Source organism: Paenibacillus sp. cl141a, from assembly GCF_900109305.1.
Taxonomy (GTDB): domain Bacteria; phylum Bacillota; class Bacilli; order Paenibacillales; family Paenibacillaceae; genus Paenibacillus_AQ; species Paenibacillus_AQ lautus_A.
The window spans coordinates 1-16753 of the sequence record NZ_FNZO01000010.1 but is presented as its reverse complement, the minus strand read 5'-3'; the positions used below and the strand labels follow the sequence as shown (position 1 = coordinate 16753).

The 16753-nt window shown below is 52.7% G+C and carries 14 protein-coding genes and 1 rRNA gene; 2 read left to right on the top strand and 13 right to left on the bottom strand.

The genetic code is table 11. From position 1 onward, the window contains the following. Positions 1–307: 307 nt before the first annotated feature. The 3 genes from BMX45_RS23080 to BMX45_RS23070 form a co-directional block, all read right to left on the bottom strand. Entirely contained in the window at positions 308–1294 is a 987-nt protein-coding gene (locus BMX45_RS23080) for a sensor histidine kinase (protein WP_090912183.1), read from the bottom strand. Positions 1295–1297: 3 nt separating this feature from the next. Then, positions 1298–1990, bottom strand: coding sequence for a response regulator transcription factor (locus BMX45_RS23075; protein ID WP_090912181.1), 693 nt, complete (start codon positions 1988–1990; stop codon positions 1298–1300). 61 nt (positions 1991–2051) lie between these two features. Further along, positions 2052–2786, bottom strand: coding sequence for an acyl-[acyl-carrier-protein] thioesterase (locus tag BMX45_RS23070; RefSeq protein ID WP_254778198.1), 735 nt, complete (start codon positions 2784–2786; stop codon positions 2052–2054). Between the two features lie 208 nt (positions 2787–2994). Between BMX45_RS23070 and BMX45_RS23065 the strand changes: the two genes are divergently transcribed. Then, positions 2995–3252 carry a GlsB/YeaQ/YmgE family stress response membrane protein gene (locus tag BMX45_RS23065; protein ID WP_009592319.1) on the top strand — a complete coding sequence of 86 codons (258 nt, stop codon included), beginning with the start codon at positions 2995–2997 and terminating at the stop codon, positions 3250–3252. Positions 3253–3412: 160 nt separating this feature from the next. Here BMX45_RS23065 and BMX45_RS23060 read toward each other — a convergent pair whose 3' ends face one another. Then, on the bottom strand, positions 3413–4306 hold the full coding sequence (locus tag BMX45_RS23060; RefSeq protein ID WP_090912177.1) for an SDR family oxidoreductase: 894 nt from the start codon (positions 4304–4306) through the stop codon (positions 3413–3415). 128 nt (positions 4307–4434) lie between these two features. Here BMX45_RS23060 and BMX45_RS23055 point away from each other — a divergent pair, with 128 nt between their 5' ends. Continuing rightward, positions 4435–5388 (top strand): helix-turn-helix transcriptional regulator, encoded by a 954-nt coding sequence (locus BMX45_RS23055; RefSeq protein ID WP_090912175.1) that lies wholly within the window; start codon positions 4435–4437, stop codon positions 5386–5388. 84 nt (positions 5389–5472) lie between these two features. Here the strand turns inward: BMX45_RS23055 and BMX45_RS23050 are convergent, their stop codons facing one another. The 9 genes from BMX45_RS23050 to rrf all read right to left on the bottom strand — a co-directional run bounded on the left by BMX45_RS23050 (position 5473) and on the right by rrf (position 16549). Next, positions 5473–6444 (bottom strand): ring-cleaving dioxygenase, encoded by a 972-nt coding sequence (locus BMX45_RS23050; protein WP_012819073.1) that lies wholly within the window; start codon positions 6442–6444, stop codon positions 5473–5475. Positions 6445–6749: 305 nt separating this feature from the next. Continuing rightward, the gene (locus BMX45_RS23045) at positions 6750–8348 is read right to left on the bottom strand and encodes a response regulator transcription factor (RefSeq protein WP_090912173.1); all 1599 of its coding nucleotides are present in this window, start codon (positions 8346–8348) and stop codon (positions 6750–6752) included. A gap of 22 nt (positions 8349–8370) precedes the next feature. Continuing rightward, entirely contained in the window at positions 8371–9714 is a 1344-nt protein-coding gene (locus BMX45_RS23040) for an ABC transporter substrate-binding protein (RefSeq protein ID WP_090912171.1), read from the bottom strand. A gap of 15 nt (positions 9715–9729) precedes the next feature. After that, complete coding sequence (locus BMX45_RS23035; RefSeq protein ID WP_090912169.1) at positions 9730–11454, bottom strand: sensor histidine kinase; 1725 nt, start codon at positions 11452–11454, stop codon at positions 9730–9732. Between the two features lie 79 nt (positions 11455–11533). Continuing rightward, positions 11534–12397 (bottom strand): carbohydrate ABC transporter permease, encoded by an 864-nt coding sequence (locus BMX45_RS23030; RefSeq protein WP_009592322.1) that lies wholly within the window; start codon positions 12395–12397, stop codon positions 11534–11536. Further along, positions 12394–13350, bottom strand: a complete 957-nt coding sequence (locus tag BMX45_RS23025; protein WP_009592284.1) for a carbohydrate ABC transporter permease — start codon at positions 13348–13350, stop codon at positions 12394–12396. Before BMX45_RS23025 ends, BMX45_RS23030 begins: the two co-directional genes overlap by 4 nt. A 118-nt stretch (positions 13351–13468) precedes the next feature. Continuing rightward, positions 13469–14821, bottom strand: a complete 1353-nt coding sequence (locus BMX45_RS23020) for an ABC transporter substrate-binding protein (RefSeq protein WP_090912166.1) — start codon at positions 14819–14821, stop codon at positions 13469–13471. Between the two features lie 317 nt (positions 14822–15138). After that, on the bottom strand, positions 15139–16119 hold the full coding sequence (locus BMX45_RS23015) for a ketoacyl-ACP synthase III (RefSeq protein WP_175495190.1): 981 nt from the start codon (positions 16117–16119) through the stop codon (positions 15139–15141). A 313-nt stretch (positions 16120–16432) separates the two neighbouring features. Further along, positions 16433–16549 (bottom strand): 5S ribosomal RNA (gene rrf / locus BMX45_RS23010). Between the last annotated feature and the right edge of the window lie 204 nt (positions 16550–16753).

Sequence of the window (16753 nt, the reverse complement as noted above, 5' to 3'; positions counted from 1 at the left end):
CGCTTCGCTTTTTCGGAATCGTTTCGTCCTCTTTCGCTGTGCTGCCGATACCTACTCATTATTTTAAACAAAAGAAAGAACCTTACCTCAGGGCTTCATGATGGTTTCGACATCCATCAATTACCCTGGATAAGGTGCTCTCGGTAAAGTATTTAGGTGACTTACTGTACCACTCTAAGGGATAACTTAGATATAGTCTGACTGCCCCCATTCGGGCCTAAATCCATCCGGTATCTTGAACTTAAACGGCAGCAACTACTTGAAATCATGAGCATCCGCCAGCTTAAAAACACACCATGCCCGCGCCTCACCCCGAGAAAATCAACCTCACGGTCGTTCCTCTTCCCGGCTCGGATTCCAGCTCGATTTGGTGGTTCATTTTTTGGACCACTTCTTTGACGAGATACAAGCCCATGCCGGTGGATTCCTTCAGCTTGCGGCCGTTTTCCCCGGTATAGAACGGGTCGAACACCCGCTTCAAGTCCGATGGCGGTATGCCCATTCCCCGGTCCGTGATCTCCAGCACCACATGGCGGCGGTCCTCCGTTCGGCGAGCCTGCATCGTCACCTTAAGCCCGGTTCCGGCAGAATATTTAATGGCGTTGGACAGCAGCTGCAGCATGATGAACCGGAGCCATTTGGCATCCGTCTGAACGGTGAGATCCGAATCGATCCGGACCTCCGGATACACATGACTGTGAATGAAATAACGCTTGTTCTCGTGCACCGCCTCGGCAGCCGCCTGATGAAGCTTCACGGGCTCCACGCTAAAATCCTGCTCGAAGGTTTCGAGCCTGGACATGTAGAGCACCATCTCCAGCCCGCGCCGAATCCGGTCGGATTCCTCGGATAAACTCTTGAAGGCGTCGTTGTCATCTTCCTGCGTGATCATCTCAATGACGGACAGCGGCGTTTTCATCTGGTGCACCCACTGATTCATGAAGATCATATGCTCTTTCCGCCGGCGCTCCCACTCTTCCATGACCGTACGGTATTGACGGTATTGCTCCTCCATAAGCTCGCTAAGGGCCGTAGGCAGCGGGGCCGACTCGTTATGCTTGATCGATTCCTCCAACGACCTGATGGGCTGCGACAGCCGCTCATAGAAATCCCGGTGCGTGAAATACCGGAATGCCAGGTACCCGCCCAGAATGGCCAGACCGAGTAAAATAGCATAAGCCGCTGTCACCGGATGATCATAGCCGTCATACCAGAATACGAGCAGCACCACGAACAAGGCCGCGGTTACAAACAGAATGAGGGGCAGATGCTCACGCCAAAACAGTTTTTTCATTGCCTACCTCTTCCATACGGTATGCAGCCTGTACCCCGAACCGCGAATCGTTTCCAGCGCATTCTCAATCCCTAACTCCCCCAGCCGTTTCCGCACCCGGTTAATATTCACGCTGAGCGTATTATCGTCCACGAACGTATCGTCCCACAGCTTCTCCAGAATCGTCTCGCGCGTCACAAGCCGGGGGCTCCGGCTCAGCAGCGTTTCCAGAAGGATCGTTTCTTTTTTCGTGAGCACGGATGTCTGATCGTGAAGAGTCAGCTCCATCCGTTCGGGATAGAGGACAAGCCCGTCCTTCTCCACCGTACGCTCAGCGGATGCCGCCGCGTAGTCGCCGTATACGCGGCGCAGCTGGCTGTGGATTTTGGCGATGACGATATCGTAAGCAAACGGCTTGGTGATATAATCATCCGCGCCGTTCTCCAAGGCCCGGAGTTGATCCGGCGTCCCGTTACGGGCCGAGATGAAAATAATCGGGCAGGTCGATACCGACCGGATCTGGCGGCACCAATAATATCCGTCAAAGCTTGGCAGGTTCACGTCAAGCAGAACGAGATGCGGCTTCATCTCATGGAACTGCTCCAGCACATGATCGAAATCCTCGACGATGTTTCCTTCATTTCCGTACCGTTCGATATGCGATTGCAGCAGCCCCGCCAGCTTGGGGTCATCCTCAACGATCATGATTTTGTACATCCGTTCACCCTCCATGAAGCGTCAGGCCGCTCTTTCCCCTCCGGAAGAACAACCTGATGGTTTATGATTCCCTAACGATAGCCGCTTCAAAAAAGTTGGTTCCGTCCGGCGATGTGCCGTGCACGTACACCCGATTGTTCTCCTCGGCCGAACGCTTGATCACCATCGTATCCTTCAGTCTGGCCTCGTTATGGTATGTAATTTTGAAGCCGGTCACTCGCCCTTCCCGAAGTTCCTGCTCATCCAGCACGTCAAAGCACAAATCCGCATACCGGGCGTTATTCAGATGGCCGTTCGTATCGATTCCACTGTACCGGACCGTGTACGTATACGCATCATCAAGCTGTACCCCTTCCGGCAGAACCGCTTTGCTTGGCAGCTCTCCAACCATTTCCTGACCGATCGGCACCTCGTACGGAAACATGGATGGACGCAGAATTTTCCGTTTATGAATGTCCACCAGCGCCCATACCGAGCGGCTCTCGCCCAACAATTCCCCATCGACGTTCTTGATCCGATAATCCCGATGCCACAGCGCCCCTTTGGACCCGCGGCTCCAGGTGTCCACATATACGGTTTCCATATCCCTTGGCATCCGCCGCATCTCTAGCTCCAGCGTAATCAGCATCCAGCCCATGCCCCGCTCGATCATTTCCTCGCGGCTGATCCCCAGCGCCTCAATATGCCGGTCAGCCGCTCTCTGCAAAATACTGAGCAGCGAAGCCCATCGGCATTCTCCCTTAAAGTCTGCGTCAACGGATTGAATGGTATATTCTTCTGTCCATTTTTCTATCATGAGTCCCATGCCAGCTCCTTTATTTTCTCAACCTAACCACTCTCTTCAAGCATAATCAAAAAAATCGCTTTTATCAAAGAACGAAGAGGCATATCACTGCATTGGAAAATAATGATTTTATCCAAGTTGCTGGTCAACCCGGTTTAAAAGTCACGTCTTTGGTTAATAGTAAGGCACAAACAACTATAACTTATACGAGGTGATTAACATGAGTTTTCTTTGGTCATTAATCGTTGGCGGTATCATTGGATGGATTGCTGGTTTGATTATGGGCAGAGACATCCCCGGCGGTATCATCGGTAACATCATTGCTGGTTTCGTCGGTGCTTGGCTGGGCGGTCTTCTGCTTGGATCCTGGGGACCGGAAATGGGTGGATTCTACATCCTGCCTGCATTGATCGGTGCCGTCATCCTGGTCTTTATCGTCAGCCTGATCATGGGTTCGATGAGACGCGGCCGCTCATAACCCCTTGAAATTGAACGTTGATGCGTAATTTCTGCGATGTTCCGCTGTGACATGGTTTAGACATACTTACAGCGGTATTCGCAAGTGCAACGGACAATTTCCGTAACCAAACAGGGTGACCTATTCGCCATCATGGCATAGGTCACCCTGTTTTACATGTTTAAGTAATGGGAAGTCCCTGCTTCTTCGCATAATTGCCCCAATGCGGCTTACGCCCATCGATATCGCTATACCCGTATTCATCCGATAAGTCCCAGCTGGTCAGCGCCTTGCCGCTCTTGTCGGCCACATTCGGGTCGGCTGCCAGCGCCGCAACCGCCTGCCCCAGAAAATATGGAGTCTCCGATTCGATAAAATGCGGTTCTCGTGCCGTGGCATCCCGCCAATTCTCCTCCGAAACGCCGAAGTGATCCAGCATCTGCTCGGAGCGCAGAAATCCCGGTGTCACGGCTAGTGCGGTTACCTGATAGGGACGCAGCTCTTCCGCCATGGCTGCCGCCAGATGAATCGCCGAAATTTTTGCCAGGCTGTAATACAAATTCCCGCGATACCGGTACGTCGAGCCGTCCGTGACCTCAACGACCAATCCGCCACCGTTCGCCACCATCAGCGGAACGCCGTAATAACTCGTGATCATATGCGCCGTCACTGCCCGCTCCTGCATCAGCAGTCCATCGGACAGAAATTGCTCCCAGAACGGAATGTTCCAATGCGTCAGGTTCTCGCCGCCCCATATATCATTGATGAGGATGTCAAGCCGGCCTTGCTGCTCTTCGCGAATGCGTTCAAACAACGCTTTCACTTGCTCTTCCACGGTATGGTCGCATTGCACAGGAATGCCGGTGCCTCCCCGCTCCGTCACCATCTCCGCCGTGTCGTCAATCGTCTCCGTTCGCTTGATATCCGACGCTTGGCCGCGAACGCTCCGTCCCGTGCAATACACCGTTGCCCCCGCGGCACCCAGCATCACCGCAATGGCGCGGCCTGCTCCCCGGGTCGCTCCGGCCACGACGGCGATTTTTCCTTGCAATGGCTTAGGATCACTCTTATTCATAGCGTTACCTCCAACTATATACTGAAGTATCTCAACGCCTTCATCGTATCAGACATATATGACATCCGTTGTCTTATATCCATGCTACAATACAATTAACTTCTATAGATACAGAGAGGGGACAGGATATGAGGGCGGATCGTCTAATATCCATTATGCTGATGCTTCAGAACGGGGGGAAGAAGAACACCCGTTATCTGGCGGAGCAGCTTGAGGTATCGGAGCGCACGATTATACGCGATATGGAAAGCTTGAGCTCGGCGGGCATCCCCGTGTATGCGGAAAGAGGATCCCAGGGTGGGTGGGTGCTGGAGGAGAGCTATCGAACGAACCTGACCGGCATGACACCGGACGAGCTCATCTCCCTGCTGGTTTCCAGCCACAGCCCGCTGATCGGGGATTTGGGGATCCGTAAACAGTTTGATGCTGCCTATCAAAAATTATTGGCTTCTTCCCCGCGCTCCATTCGGCAGGATGCCGAAATCATTCGGGAGAAGATCCATATCGATGGCGCAGGCTGGCATTCCTACCGCGAATCGCATCCGTATCTTACGGTTTTGCAGGAGGCGCTGTGGTTGGACCGCATCATCGATATCCAATACATGAAGGGAGAGGAACGAGTCGAAAGAAGGGTTCATCCCCTCGGGCTGGTTGCCAAAAGGAGTACCTGGTATGTGGTGGCTGAATCCCAAGGCGAGCTGCGAACCTATCGCGTATCGAGAATCGTGGATGCCGTCATGTCCGAGGATACATTCCAGCGTCCGGCCGGTTTTAATCTAGCCGAGTATTGGGAGGAGTCGCTGGCACGGTTCATGCAAAATCTCCCCCAGTATCCCGCACAGGTTCGCATGGCCGTCGATCTGATCAAACGCTTTGAGCGGGAGCGGTACGTAAAAATACTCCGATGCGATATGGATTGCCAGCACGACGGGTGGATAACGGCCGATTTGGAGTTCAACACCCTGGAATCGGCTTCGGCATTTCTTCTAAGCTGCGGGGCGGAAATCGAGGTGATGGCCCCCCAAGAACTCAGGGAGCATGTCAGCAGGGCGGCAAATGCCATATCGCGGCTATATGAATAGATCAAATGAAAACACCGGGCCATCGCCCCAAAAACAGAGGCTTACCCGGTGTCGTGAGTATTGCGTGCGCGATGTGCGCCATCTTCATTGAATCGTATGGAGAGGCTTCAGGTTGGCTTCGATCTGTTCCCGCTTCGGCTCCAGAAACGGCGGCAGCGCAAGGGACTCGCCGAGATGGTCGATATGCTCATCCGTGTCAAAGCCCGGACCATCGGTAGCTACCTCGAACAAAATACCGTTAGGCTCCCGGAAATACAAGGAACGGAAGTAAAAGCGATCGACAAATCCCGAATTCGAAAAGCCCACATCTCCAATCCGGTCAATCCAGGACCGAAGCTCTTCCTCGTCCTCGACGCGGAATGCAACATGATGAACACCGCCGCGGCCAAGCCGCTCCTGCGGAAGATCCGTTCGTTCCTCCACGTGCACTTCCGCTCCCGTACCGCCTTCTCCCGTCTCAAAGACCAGGATATCGGGCTGCCCGTCTACTGGCGAAGCATAGTGCCCTTTGTAGCGGAAGCCCATCAGCTCCGTCAATACCTTCACGGTCTGCACGGGATTAGGCACGGTCAGCTGTACCGGGCCTAAACCGATGATGGCGTATTCCGCCGGAACCGGCCCCTTTTCCCATGGAACGCCGCCTGGAACCCCCTCGTTATGTTCATCCGAAACGAGAATGATGCGCTGGCCCTCGAAGTCCCTGAAGAGAAGGGTCAATCGGCCCGCACGTTCCTTGATCTCCTCGCGTTCTACGCCGTGCTCGTCCAGCCGCCGGGTCCAATATTCCAAGGCGCGGTCGTTCGGCACTCGCAGGGATGTCGCCGAAATGCTGTTGTTTCCCTCTCGGGTCCGGCCCGCCATCGGAATTTCGAAGAAGGTAAGCTCCGTGCCGGGATTTCCTTTTTCATCGCCGTAAAACAGATGGTACACCGACACATCGTCCTGGTTCACCGTTTTCTTGACCAATCGCATGCCCAGAACCTTTGTATAAAATTCGAAGTTCCGCGAAGCCGCAGCCGTTAACGCGGATACGTGATGAATTCCTTTAAACTTCATGACTTCAACCTCCATTTATCGTTTTTTCTTTATTAATAGCATGTTCACCATCTTCAATATTCATATTTGCCGTCTGATTCGGGAGCAGCTTCGTTCTTCGCTGCCTTCTTTACGTTTTTGCTTAATCTCAGTTTAGTATTTAAACATTAAATCGTCAAGTCTTAATATTAAGATATTTAAAATAAAAATAACAGAACTCCTTTTCCCCGATCGAACCCGGAAAAATGGATCTGTTATTCATTCCCTCCTATGTTGAACCCTATCCGCAAAATATCCGATTTCGATATCATAGGATCAGGTTCATTCTATGTCTTGGAGATCGCCTCTTCCCGATACTCGGATGGCGTTTTCCCCGTGATTTTCTTAAATACCTGGGTGAAGTATCGCGGATCCTGATACCCTACCAGCGGCGCTACCTGGTACACCTTCACGTCCGTATTCAGCAGAATGCTCTTGGCCTTCTCGATCCGGCACTCCGTCAGGTACTCCAGAAACGTATAACCCGTCGTTCCCTTAAACAGCGTGCAGAAATGACTGATGCTCAAATCCGCCAGCTCCGAAACCTCCTCGATGGTCAGATCCTTCTGATAATTCTCCGCGATGTACTCCTTGGCTTTGCCCATCACGGCTTGAACATTGTCTTTGGCCTGTCCGGACCGGCTCTCGGCAATCCACTTGCTGAAGTGGCTCTTGATGACGTCCATCAGCTGCTGAAGCGTGCCGGATGCATGAAGCTCCTGCAGCAGTTCCTCCAGCGACCACTCAAACAGCACCTTCATGTGTTCAAACTGCCGATACAGCACGACGCTCATCTCCAGCAGCACCCGCTCGGTCATCTCCCTGCTGAACGCATGCTCCTCGATATAAGCCTTGGTTTCGTCAAAAAGCTCCAGAAGCCGCTCCTTATGAAGCGTACGGATGCTTTCCACCATGAGCGACTCGAGATGCTTCGGATACTTCGCTTCGCTGGCCGTTTCCAGCACCGAGTCGGGCGCCCCGAGAAACACGCCCTCTTCCCCGGAATAAAACCGCTGGTACAATGCGCGGACGGCCGTCTCGTATGCCGTTCCCAAGCGGTCGATCCCGGCCATGCTGGGACTGAAGCCGACCGAGCAGGACAGCTTCGTGTTCCGCTTGATCAATTGCACCAGATCCCGGCCGATATCCTCCTGCCGCTCCTTCGTCAGATTCGGAAACAGCAGCACCCATTCCCCGCTGCGGAAAGGAAATACCGTCAGCCCGCCATGCTGCAAGGACCACTCCTCGAGGACGTTCCGTACGGCAAACAGCCACAGGCGCTTCTCATCCATGCTCCACAGCTCGTTAAGCCGCAAATATTGATCCAATTGAATGACGGCCATCGTGTATCCATGCTCCAGCTCGCTGTCCTCCAGCCACTGCATATGCTGCAGGGGACTGCGGTTCCCTTCGATGAATTCGGTCAGCATCCGCTCCCGGGCCAGCAGCGACAGAACCTTGATCGAGTGGAGCATCTGGTCATCCGCAATCTGCTTCTCCAGGGTTCTGGCCGCCCTGGCAATCGTTTCGGTCAGTTCATCGTGGTCGATCGGCTTCAGCAAATAATCGAAAGCCCCTTCGCGCAGCGCTTCCCTCGCGTATTCGAATTCGCCGTACCCGCTGATGAAAATAATGATTCGTCTTGCCTGATCCGCCTTCATCTCCTTCATGAGCGTAATGCCGTCCATCCCCGGCATCCGAATATCGCTGATAATGATATGCGGCGACACTTCGCGTGCCAGCTTCAATGCGCCGTCTCCGCTCTTGGCCTCCCCAACGACCTCCAGATCGAGCTCATCCCATGGAATAGCCGCCTTCAGGCTGCGCAGAATGATCGGCTCATCATCAACCAGCATGACTCTGAATTTGCCTTCCGATCCGCCCATGACGTTCCCCCCTGTTTCCTGTTTACTCTGCTGCCGTATTCCGCCTAAGCTTCCAATACCGGACCGAGGACTTCTGAATTTGCTCCAATGCGCCGGCAGCATCGATCCTTCCTCCAATCATATCCTCGATCACCTTCAGGAACGAACTGTTCACCTCGGGTGATAACGTGTTGTCGTAAGGCAGAAAGGTGCTCGTGGATTCCTCCATCAATTCCGTGACTTGGGCAAAAACCGGCCCGGTTTTCTTGGAATCATAGTCAATCTTCATCGAAGGGACGCGCAGCCCTTCATACACCAGCCGAGTCTGCACCTCCGGGGTATAGAACATGCCCAGCAGCTCCAGAGCCGATTGCTTTTTCGTTTCATCCAAGTCCGATGACAGCCCGATGCCGATCGTATATCCCCCTGCCAAGGAGCGTTCTTCGCCGGGAAAAAGCGACGGAAAGGGAATGACGCCGATCTCATTCTGAAAATCCGGGTAATCCTCATTCTGCAGCAGCGTGATATCCCAGCTGCCGTTCATATACATCGCCGCTTTTCCTTCCGTGAACTGGGCAATCGCTTCTTCCGTGGAAATATCGTTTGCCCTCGGACTGAACGCCCCTTCCTCGATCCACAGCTCCAAGTGCTCAAACGCCTCCAAATACGACTCTTGCACAAAGCTTGCCTGATCATCGCCTTCAACCAGCCGGTCAATCAGTTCCGGGCCGGCGTAGCGATCCATGAAATAATGGGCAAAAATTCCCGCCGGCCACCTGTCTTCGTTGCCGACCGCAAAGGGGATGATGTCGTTCTCCCGTAGGACACGAATAGCTTCGTCCATCTCTCCCAGCGTCTTCGGAGGCTCCAGCTTCAGCTGCCGGAATAAAGCCCGGTTATAATAGATCGGCTCTGCGTGTCCCTCGAAGGGCAGGCCATAGATCCGGTCCTCGAAGGTCCAATGGTGCAGATCCTTGAACTGCTCCTTCAATCCGGTATCCTGCAAAAAATCCGTTAAATCCATTAACCGGTTGGATCTGGCATAAGGCACGATCTCGGCCCCTCCGAACAAGACAAACATATCCGGCGGCGTGCCGGTCACCATCTCGCTCTTCAGCTTTTGTTCCCGGTGAATCGTCTGATCGATGCTCTCGAAGTTCACCTTTACGTTTGGATGCGCTTTCTCATAAGTGCGGACGATGCTCTCGAATACGGCCAGCACCGGCTTGTCATGCTCTTTGTTCCAGAAATGCCGGAACGTTAGCGTGATTTTCTCGGGCTGATCCTCCTGGGCCGGTTCCTGATTCTGTACCGTCACCCACACAACAGACAGCGCCAACAGAGCGGCATATACGACGATCCAGCCCCAATTCCAAAACCATCTCACCCTGCAGCCCCCCTGTCATGTCAGTATTTTCGGTATTCGAATTCGTATCAAGGAGCCGTAACCTGGGGAGGAACAAATCATCAGACCGTAACGGCTGCCAAACCGGATCCGCAGCCTTTCATGAACATTCTTCAATCCGACCCCGTTCTCGCGGTACTTTTTGAGCTGTCCCGGATCCGAATTCCACAGCTTCATCAGCGTTTCCGGATCGAAGCCCGGACCGTTGTCCTCCACGTCAATCACGATATCCTCGCCATCCTCGGACACCCTGATGGAGATGAGTCCGCTTTCCTCCATCGGTTCGATCCCGTGATATAAAGCGTTCTCAACAATCGGCTGAACGATCAGCTTTTGCGTAACGTAGTGCCTCAGTTCATTCGGAAGCTCAATGCCGTAATCGAATTTTTCCTCGAACCTGAATTTCTGTATCCGCATGTAATGCTGGACATGCTCCAGCTCCATGCTGAGGGGGATAAGCTCATGATGCTCGCTGATGCTGATACGCAGCAGCTTTCCAAGCGAAACCACCATCTTGCTGATATCCTTATTGCCCTGAAGCACGGCCATCGAATTGATCGATTCCAGTGAATTATAGATGAAGTGCGGATTGATCTGAGCGACCAGCGCCTGCAGCTCCGCTTCCTTTTTTCGTGCTTGTTCCGTCTCGACCTGCCCAATCAGCTCCTGGATCTGGGTGCTCATCCGGTTAAAGCCGTCGATCAACAAATCCGTCTCGTCCTCCGCCACGTTATGCGACGGGATCGGAACGAAGATGCCCTGCTTGACGCGCTTCATCCCGTTCACCGCGCTAATGATGCTGCGCACCATTCTGCGCACAAAAAAACGGTCGAACAGGAACGCCGACACGAGCGAGATCAGTCCCAGGATCAAGGCCAGGTTGCGAATCGGGACCGATTCGGCCGAAATCAGTTTGCTTGGCGTGATGGCGACCAGAAACCAATCTTTATTATGAGAAGGTGAATATGTGATCAGCGATTTTTCGCCTGCATATTGATCGACATAATACCCTTTTCCATTCGTCTTATAATTATCCGAGAGAAACGGGAATTCCGTCCGCTCCCCGATATGCCCGCCTGACTTGCTGAACACGATGTGCCCCTGCTGGTTGACCAGCAAAATATCTCCTTGCTTCAGCGTTGCCGCCTCCCAGAACACCTGATCGAGGAGATCCGGCTTCACGTAGATCACCACGGTTCCGATATCCTCCAGCGAGTAATAGTCCTTGATGACCCTGGATTGAATCAAAACGGGAGCGCCGTCAGCCGCAGAGCCGTTCTCGCCGGGTCCGACCCATACGGGACGCCCCTCAGCCTTCTCCACGGCTTCATACCATGCCTGCTGCCTCAGTTCCTGAAGCTCCATTCCGCCATTCGTGTTATACATCAACCGGTCATTCGAATAAAAAGCAAACGACGCAATCATCGGATGATTGATCAGATTGTTGATCTCCTGCCGCCGTTCATAGGTAACCGCGTATTCCGGCTGTTTCAGCATCTGCTGAACCGATTGCTGGGTAATCGCCGAGTTCGAAATCGTCGTGATTTCGTTCAAGGCGAACTTCAGTTTCCGATCCGTTTCCAGGAGCGAAATCCAGTAGAAATCATTCGACTTCTTCTCCATCGCTTCCGAAAAGCTGTAATAGGATACCCCGCCCAGCGCGATGACCGGAATGAAGACCAGAAGAATAATAGCCAGCAATATCTTTCGGCGGAGTTTCATGGATCCTTCCTCCCTCCACTCTACTATGTCTATTATTCTTCATGACAGGCTGCATTCCTTGTCGACTTCACCTTGCTTGTTAACTTTTTATGGCGCCTGATGTCAATCCGGCGATGACCCATCGGCTGAACAACAGAAATACGATGAGAAGCGGCAGCGTCGCCGTGAAGGTGGCCGACATGATCATGCCGAAATCAAGGCCGTCCTTATTGGTGAACAATTGCTGCAGCGCAATTTGAATGGTGTAATTCTCTCTGTTTTTCAATACGACGAGCGGCCAGAAGAAATCGTTCCACACGTTCATGAAGTTCAGAATCCCGAGCGTGGCCATCGCCGGGGTAACAACAGGAATGGCAATGTTCCAGAAGATCCGGAAATGTCCGCCGCCGTCGATCCGCCCCGCTTCGATGAGCTCGGTATGAACGGCAGAGGCGATGTACTGCCGCATCCAGAAGATGCCGAAGGCATTGACCATGGCCGGCACGATCAGCGCTTTGTAGCTGTCGATCCAGTGCAGCTTGGCCATGATGACGTATTGTGGAAGCACGCCCAACTGGGCAGGCACCAGCATTGTGGCAATGACAAAAACAAACAGCGTCTTTTTCAAAGGAAACTCATACTTGGCAAAAGCATAACCTGCCAGCGTGCAGAGGAACACAACGGACAAGGTCACGGCCGTAGACACCACCACCGAGTTCATCAAGGCCCTGAAAAAATCCGTCCGCTCCAGCACGCGCGCGAAGTTATCGAAAAACTGCGTGCCGGGCGTAAGCAGCGGCGGAATGTGAAATGCCGCATCCTTGTCATTGGTAGCCACGACAAACATCCAGTAGAACGGGAAGACCGAGACCAGCGCGCCAAGGACCATGAAAAGATAGAAAAAGAATTTCGCGACAACACCGGGTTCATCCGGCTTTTTTCGGCTTATGGCGACAGTGCTCATGCTTTTTTACCTCCCGAATCTTTGCCTTCGCGGCCCAATATCATATTTAATACCGAGAACAGAATGGTGGCGATGAACAAGAGAACCGCCGTTGCCGCAGCCGTACCGAAGAATCCGTTCTTAAATGCTTCGTTATACAAATAGGTGACCATCGTGACCCCTTCCTGACGCGTAGAACCCGTGCCGGACTGACCGAGGAATACATAAGGCTCCGTAAACAATTGGAGCGCGCCGATCGTCGATACCAAGGTGACGAACAGAATGAATGGGCGAAGAAGCGGCAGCGTGATATAGAGCAGCTGCTGGCCGCGGGTGGCCCCGTCGATTTTGGCCGCTTCATAAATATCGGTCGGAATGCTCTGCAGCCCCGACAGAAAAATAATGGCGTTATAGCCCATCCACCGCCACATGACCATGGACGATATGGCGATTTTGACTCCCCACCAGCCGGAGTTGAACGGCACGCTTTCCGCACCGAAGGTGTTCAGCAGCCAGTTGACCATCCCGTTGTTTCCGAACATCGTACTGAACACCAGTGTCACCGCAACGATGGAGGTGATATTCGGCATGAAATACAGGATGCGGAACGTGTTCTTGAATCTGTTCAAGGCCGAGTTGAGCATAACCGCAACAAACAATGCTACAATCAGCTGCGGCACGGTTCCCATCAGAGCCATAATGAGCGTGTTGCTAAACGCGATCCAGAAGGTCGGGTCGCTTGTAATCAGTTCGTAGTTCTTGAAGCCGACGTATTTCATCGGTCCGAGCGCATCCCATTTGAAGAAGGATAAATAGATGGTAAACAGGATCGGATACAGACCGAAGATTGCGAACAATATAAAGAATGGCGATATAAACGTATAAGCCGTAAACCGGCTTCGCACGGTCTCCGTCAACAAGCGCCGCCTTTGCGGCACCGGCTGCGGCGATTCTGCCGTTGCTGTGTCAGCCATGATGCACCTCCAGGTAGGTAAGGATAAATCCGAACCCGAGCGAAGGGCGCTTATCCCTTCTCGGGTTCGGACGGTTATTGGATATGAACGGGCTAGCTGGAATGATCGCCTGTTTAGCTTAGCTGCGATCGACCAGCGTCTTGATTTGCTTCATTGCGCTTTCCCATTCTTTTTGCGGGTCGGCCTTTTTCTCCAGCACGTTTTTGAGCGCGTTTTTGATGATGGTGTCGGTCTGGTCATGAAGCGGTCCGTAGTAAACCGGCTTGATGCGTTCCGCCGATTTGGCATACGCTTCGGAAATGACCTGGCCGCCGAAGAATTCGTCCTTCTCTTCCGTGAACGAAGGTTCGCTGTATACCGCCGGAATGGACGGGAACAAGCCGCTGTCCTTGAACGATTTCAGCTGATTTTCCTTGTTCAGCACCCACGAGATGAATTCGTAAGCTTCCTTCGAATGCTTGCCTTCCTTCGGCAGGGTCAGGAACGAACCGCCCCAGTTGCCTGCTCCTTCAGGAAGCTGGGCAATCTGCCATTTGCCTGCGGTGTCCTTCGCATTGCGGATGGTTCCGGCAATCCAAGCCGGGCCGAGCATGACGCCGAAGTCGCCGTCATTGATCGCTTTTTGCCATTCAGGAGACCATAGAATCCAGTTGCCGATCCAGCCTTCCTGAATCCCTTTGACGGTAAAGTCGTAAGCTTTTCTCACTTGCGGGTTCGTATCTCCGATAAAGGAGCCGTCCTCTTTGTTGAAGTAGATTTGATCCGGGGATTGGTCACGCACCCCGTTGTAGACCAGGTCTGTCAAATCGGCGAAAGGCTTTCCTGTTTTGCTTGTGAAATCCTTGGCCACGCTGGCGAATTTGTCCCATGAATCGATCGCAGCGCTGAAGCCGTCCGGATCGGTTGGCAATCCTGCTTGCTCAGCCAGATCCGTACGGTAATAGACGACCGTAGGTCCGATGTCTGTTGGCAGACCGAGTTGGAAGGTGCCGTCAACCGATGTGGCCTGCTTCCATTTCCACTCCAGGTAGTTGCCCTCTAAGTCTTTGGCGCCGAGGTCGTACAAGTTATAGAACTTATCCTGGTTATTGATGAAGCGCTCCATGAAGGCAATTTCCAGCTGGAAAATGTCAGGTGCACCAGAGCCCGCGGACAACGCCGTCGTCAAATTGTTGTGGTGCGCCGTTTGGTCCGACGTATTCTGGAATTTGAACGTGATGTTTGGATGCTCTTTCGTATATTCCTTCGCCAGATCTTCATAGTTGGTCGTTCCGAGCGACCAAAAGGAGAGCTCGATTTTCTCTGTGGACTCGGTTCCTTCTTTCGTATTGTCCGTCCCTTCATTGCTGCTGCCTCCCCCCGGAGATTCAGCCGTACTGCTTCCGTTTCCGCCACCGCCTCCACATGCGGCCAGCGTGAACACCATGATGACACTCAGGAGCAGCAAGCTCCATGATTTAAACCTTTTCATTCTTCTACCCCTCTTCCATGGAACGTATTTTTCTTCTTTAGTCTAATGAAAGCGGCGCCAAATTTTGAGGAGGCAAACTTTCGAATTTGAGTTGAATATATTACGATTCACGTACATCTCGAAAAATCGCAGCACTAAAAAACCGCATATCGATTATCGATAGCGGTTAATAGCTTAGATTAATCTCTCGGAGTGGAACACTTCGTCAGCCTGACGATTTCTCCGGTTGGACCCCAGAGCCCTCTAGGGCGGCCTCCGGGAACCTTACTAACGGTTGTCCATGCACCAGGTTCGTTCCATTGATTCTTGTTACGTTGTCATATCGTCCATTTGACGATGGAACCCGCGTAGGTCATGCCTCCGCCGAATCCGTAGAGCAGTGCGTGGTCTCCGGCTTTCAGGCGCCCTTCGTCGACGGCCAGCTGAAGCGCAAGCGGAATGGAAGCTGCTGACGTATTCCCCCGGTACTCGACGCTGGTCAAGGTGCGGTCCATTGTAAACGGCCCCCGCTCGTTAATCGCCTCGATCATGCGGAGATTTGCGCTATGCGGAACAAACCAATCGACTTCGTCCGCGGTCATGCCCCCTTTGGACAAAAGGGCCCGGACGCCGTCCGGAATGTTCCGAATGGCCCACTTATAAATCTCGCGGCCATTTTGGACAAGGCATCCGCTCTTTAATTCCGTACCGTCCATTTGCTCGGAGAGCGCCGTTTTATACAGATGAATGCCGCCTTCGCCAAAAGTGCCCGAAACGGAAGCGATGATCCCAGCCGAAGACTCGTCTCTCTCCAACAATACGGCACCTGCACCATCCCCAAACAATACGCATGTCGTTCGGTCGGTATAATCCGTAATCTTCGATAACGTTTCCGCGCCGATAACCAGAATTTTACGGTAGGCTCCCCCGGATATCAATCCGTCAGCCATCTGCAGCGCATATACGAATCCCGCACAGGCGGCATTCAGATCCAGCGCGCCTGTGCTTGCGATGCCCAGCTTCGATTGCACTCGGGAAGCGGTACTGGGAAAAGAGTACTCCGGCGTGCTCGTGGCCACAAGAATCATATCCGCATCCTGCACGGTAATGCCATACCGTTCAACCATATCCTCCACAGCTTTAATGGCAAGATCGGACACGTACTGATCGGGAGCCGCAATCCGGCGTTCCCGCATGCCTGTTCGCTGGACGATCCACTCATCGCTCGTTTCCACCATTTTTTCCAAATCCGCATTCGTTAAGATCCGTTCAGGAACGTACGTCCCGATTGCCGTTATTCTCGACTTCGATTGGCTCATCATTCCCACCTCCAATTTTATAACTATTATAACACCAAGTATTAGGACTTGGTACTAATTTATTTTTATATATGATTATTCTAGCCTTCACCATCTTCGCCTCGATCTAAACACGCGGTCCCTCTTACACGAAAAACCTTTATCGCTGAAGCGATAAAGGTTCTCTAACCACGACTAGAAATATACTTCCTCACCAACCGACATGCAATAAATCGGGATGTGAGGATCCCGCAATTTTACTTTCTGATGATTCATGATTGTATAACAAAAAAGACCGCTATCGATTACTCGATAACGGTCTTTATGGTTGTTCGCTTGGCGACGTCCTACTCTCCCGGGACCCTTCGGTCCAAGTACCATCGGCGCTGGAAGGCTTAACGGTCGTGTTCGGTATGGGAACGCGTGGAACCCTTCCGCCATCGCCACCAAACGTATATTCAGGATACGGCATCGCCAAATGCCGTGACCATCCTCCTTGCAAGCATAGCTTGTACACTTACAATTCAGTTTTGATCACCTGAAAACTAGATACGAAACGATATTTGCAGCACATTAGACTCCGTAGCATTCACCCGATGTGGTATCGGGGTCCCCAGAAAGTATTCGGCATCCGCTTCAAAGCTTCGCTTCACTT

What these genes read in the sequence shown, in the direction of transcription:
- BMX45_RS23050 (WP_012819073.1), bottom strand. Translation starts at nt 6,444, where the DNA reads ATGAAGTTTAAAGGAATTCATCACGTATCCGCGTTAACGGCTGCGGCT.
- BMX45_RS23075 (WP_090912181.1), bottom strand. Translation starts at nt 1,990, where the DNA reads ATGTACAAAATCATGATCGTTGAGGATGACCCCAAGCTGGCGGGGCTG.
- BMX45_RS23080 (WP_090912183.1), bottom strand. Translation starts at nt 1,294, where the DNA reads ATGAAAAAACTGTTTTGGCGTGAGCATCTGCCCCTCATTCTGTTTGTA.
- BMX45_RS23020 (WP_090912166.1), bottom strand. Translation starts at nt 14,821, where the DNA reads ATGAAAAGGTTTAAATCATGGAGCTTGCTGCTCCTGAGTGTCATCATG.
- BMX45_RS23070 (WP_254778198.1), bottom strand. Translation starts at nt 2,786, where the DNA reads ATGATAGAAAAATGGACAGAAGAATATACCATTCAATCCGTTGACGCA.
- BMX45_RS23060 (WP_090912177.1), bottom strand. Translation starts at nt 4,306, where the DNA reads ATGAATAAGAGTGATCCTAAGCCATTGCAAGGAAAAATCGCCGTCGTG.
- BMX45_RS23030 (WP_009592322.1), bottom strand. Translation starts at nt 12,397, where the DNA reads ATGAGCACTGTCGCCATAAGCCGAAAAAAGCCGGATGAACCCGGTGTT.
- BMX45_RS23055 (WP_090912175.1), top strand. Translation starts at nt 4,435, where the DNA reads ATGAGGGCGGATCGTCTAATATCCATTATGCTGATGCTTCAGAACGGG.
- BMX45_RS23025 (WP_009592284.1), bottom strand. Translation starts at nt 13,350, where the DNA reads ATGGCTGACACAGCAACGGCAGAATCGCCGCAGCCGGTGCCGCAAAGG.
- BMX45_RS23015 (WP_175495190.1), bottom strand. Translation starts at nt 16,119, where the DNA reads ATGAGCCAATCGAAGTCGAGAATAACGGCAATCGGGACGTACGTTCCT.
- BMX45_RS23045 (WP_090912173.1), bottom strand. Translation starts at nt 8,348, where the DNA reads ATGGGCGGATCGGAAGGCAAATTCAGAGTCATGCTGGTTGATGATGAG.
- BMX45_RS23065 (WP_009592319.1), top strand. Translation starts at nt 2,995, where the DNA reads ATGAGTTTTCTTTGGTCATTAATCGTTGGCGGTATCATTGGATGGATT.
- BMX45_RS23035 (WP_090912169.1), bottom strand. Translation starts at nt 11,454, where the DNA reads ATGAAACTCCGCCGAAAGATATTGCTGGCTATTATTCTTCTGGTCTTC.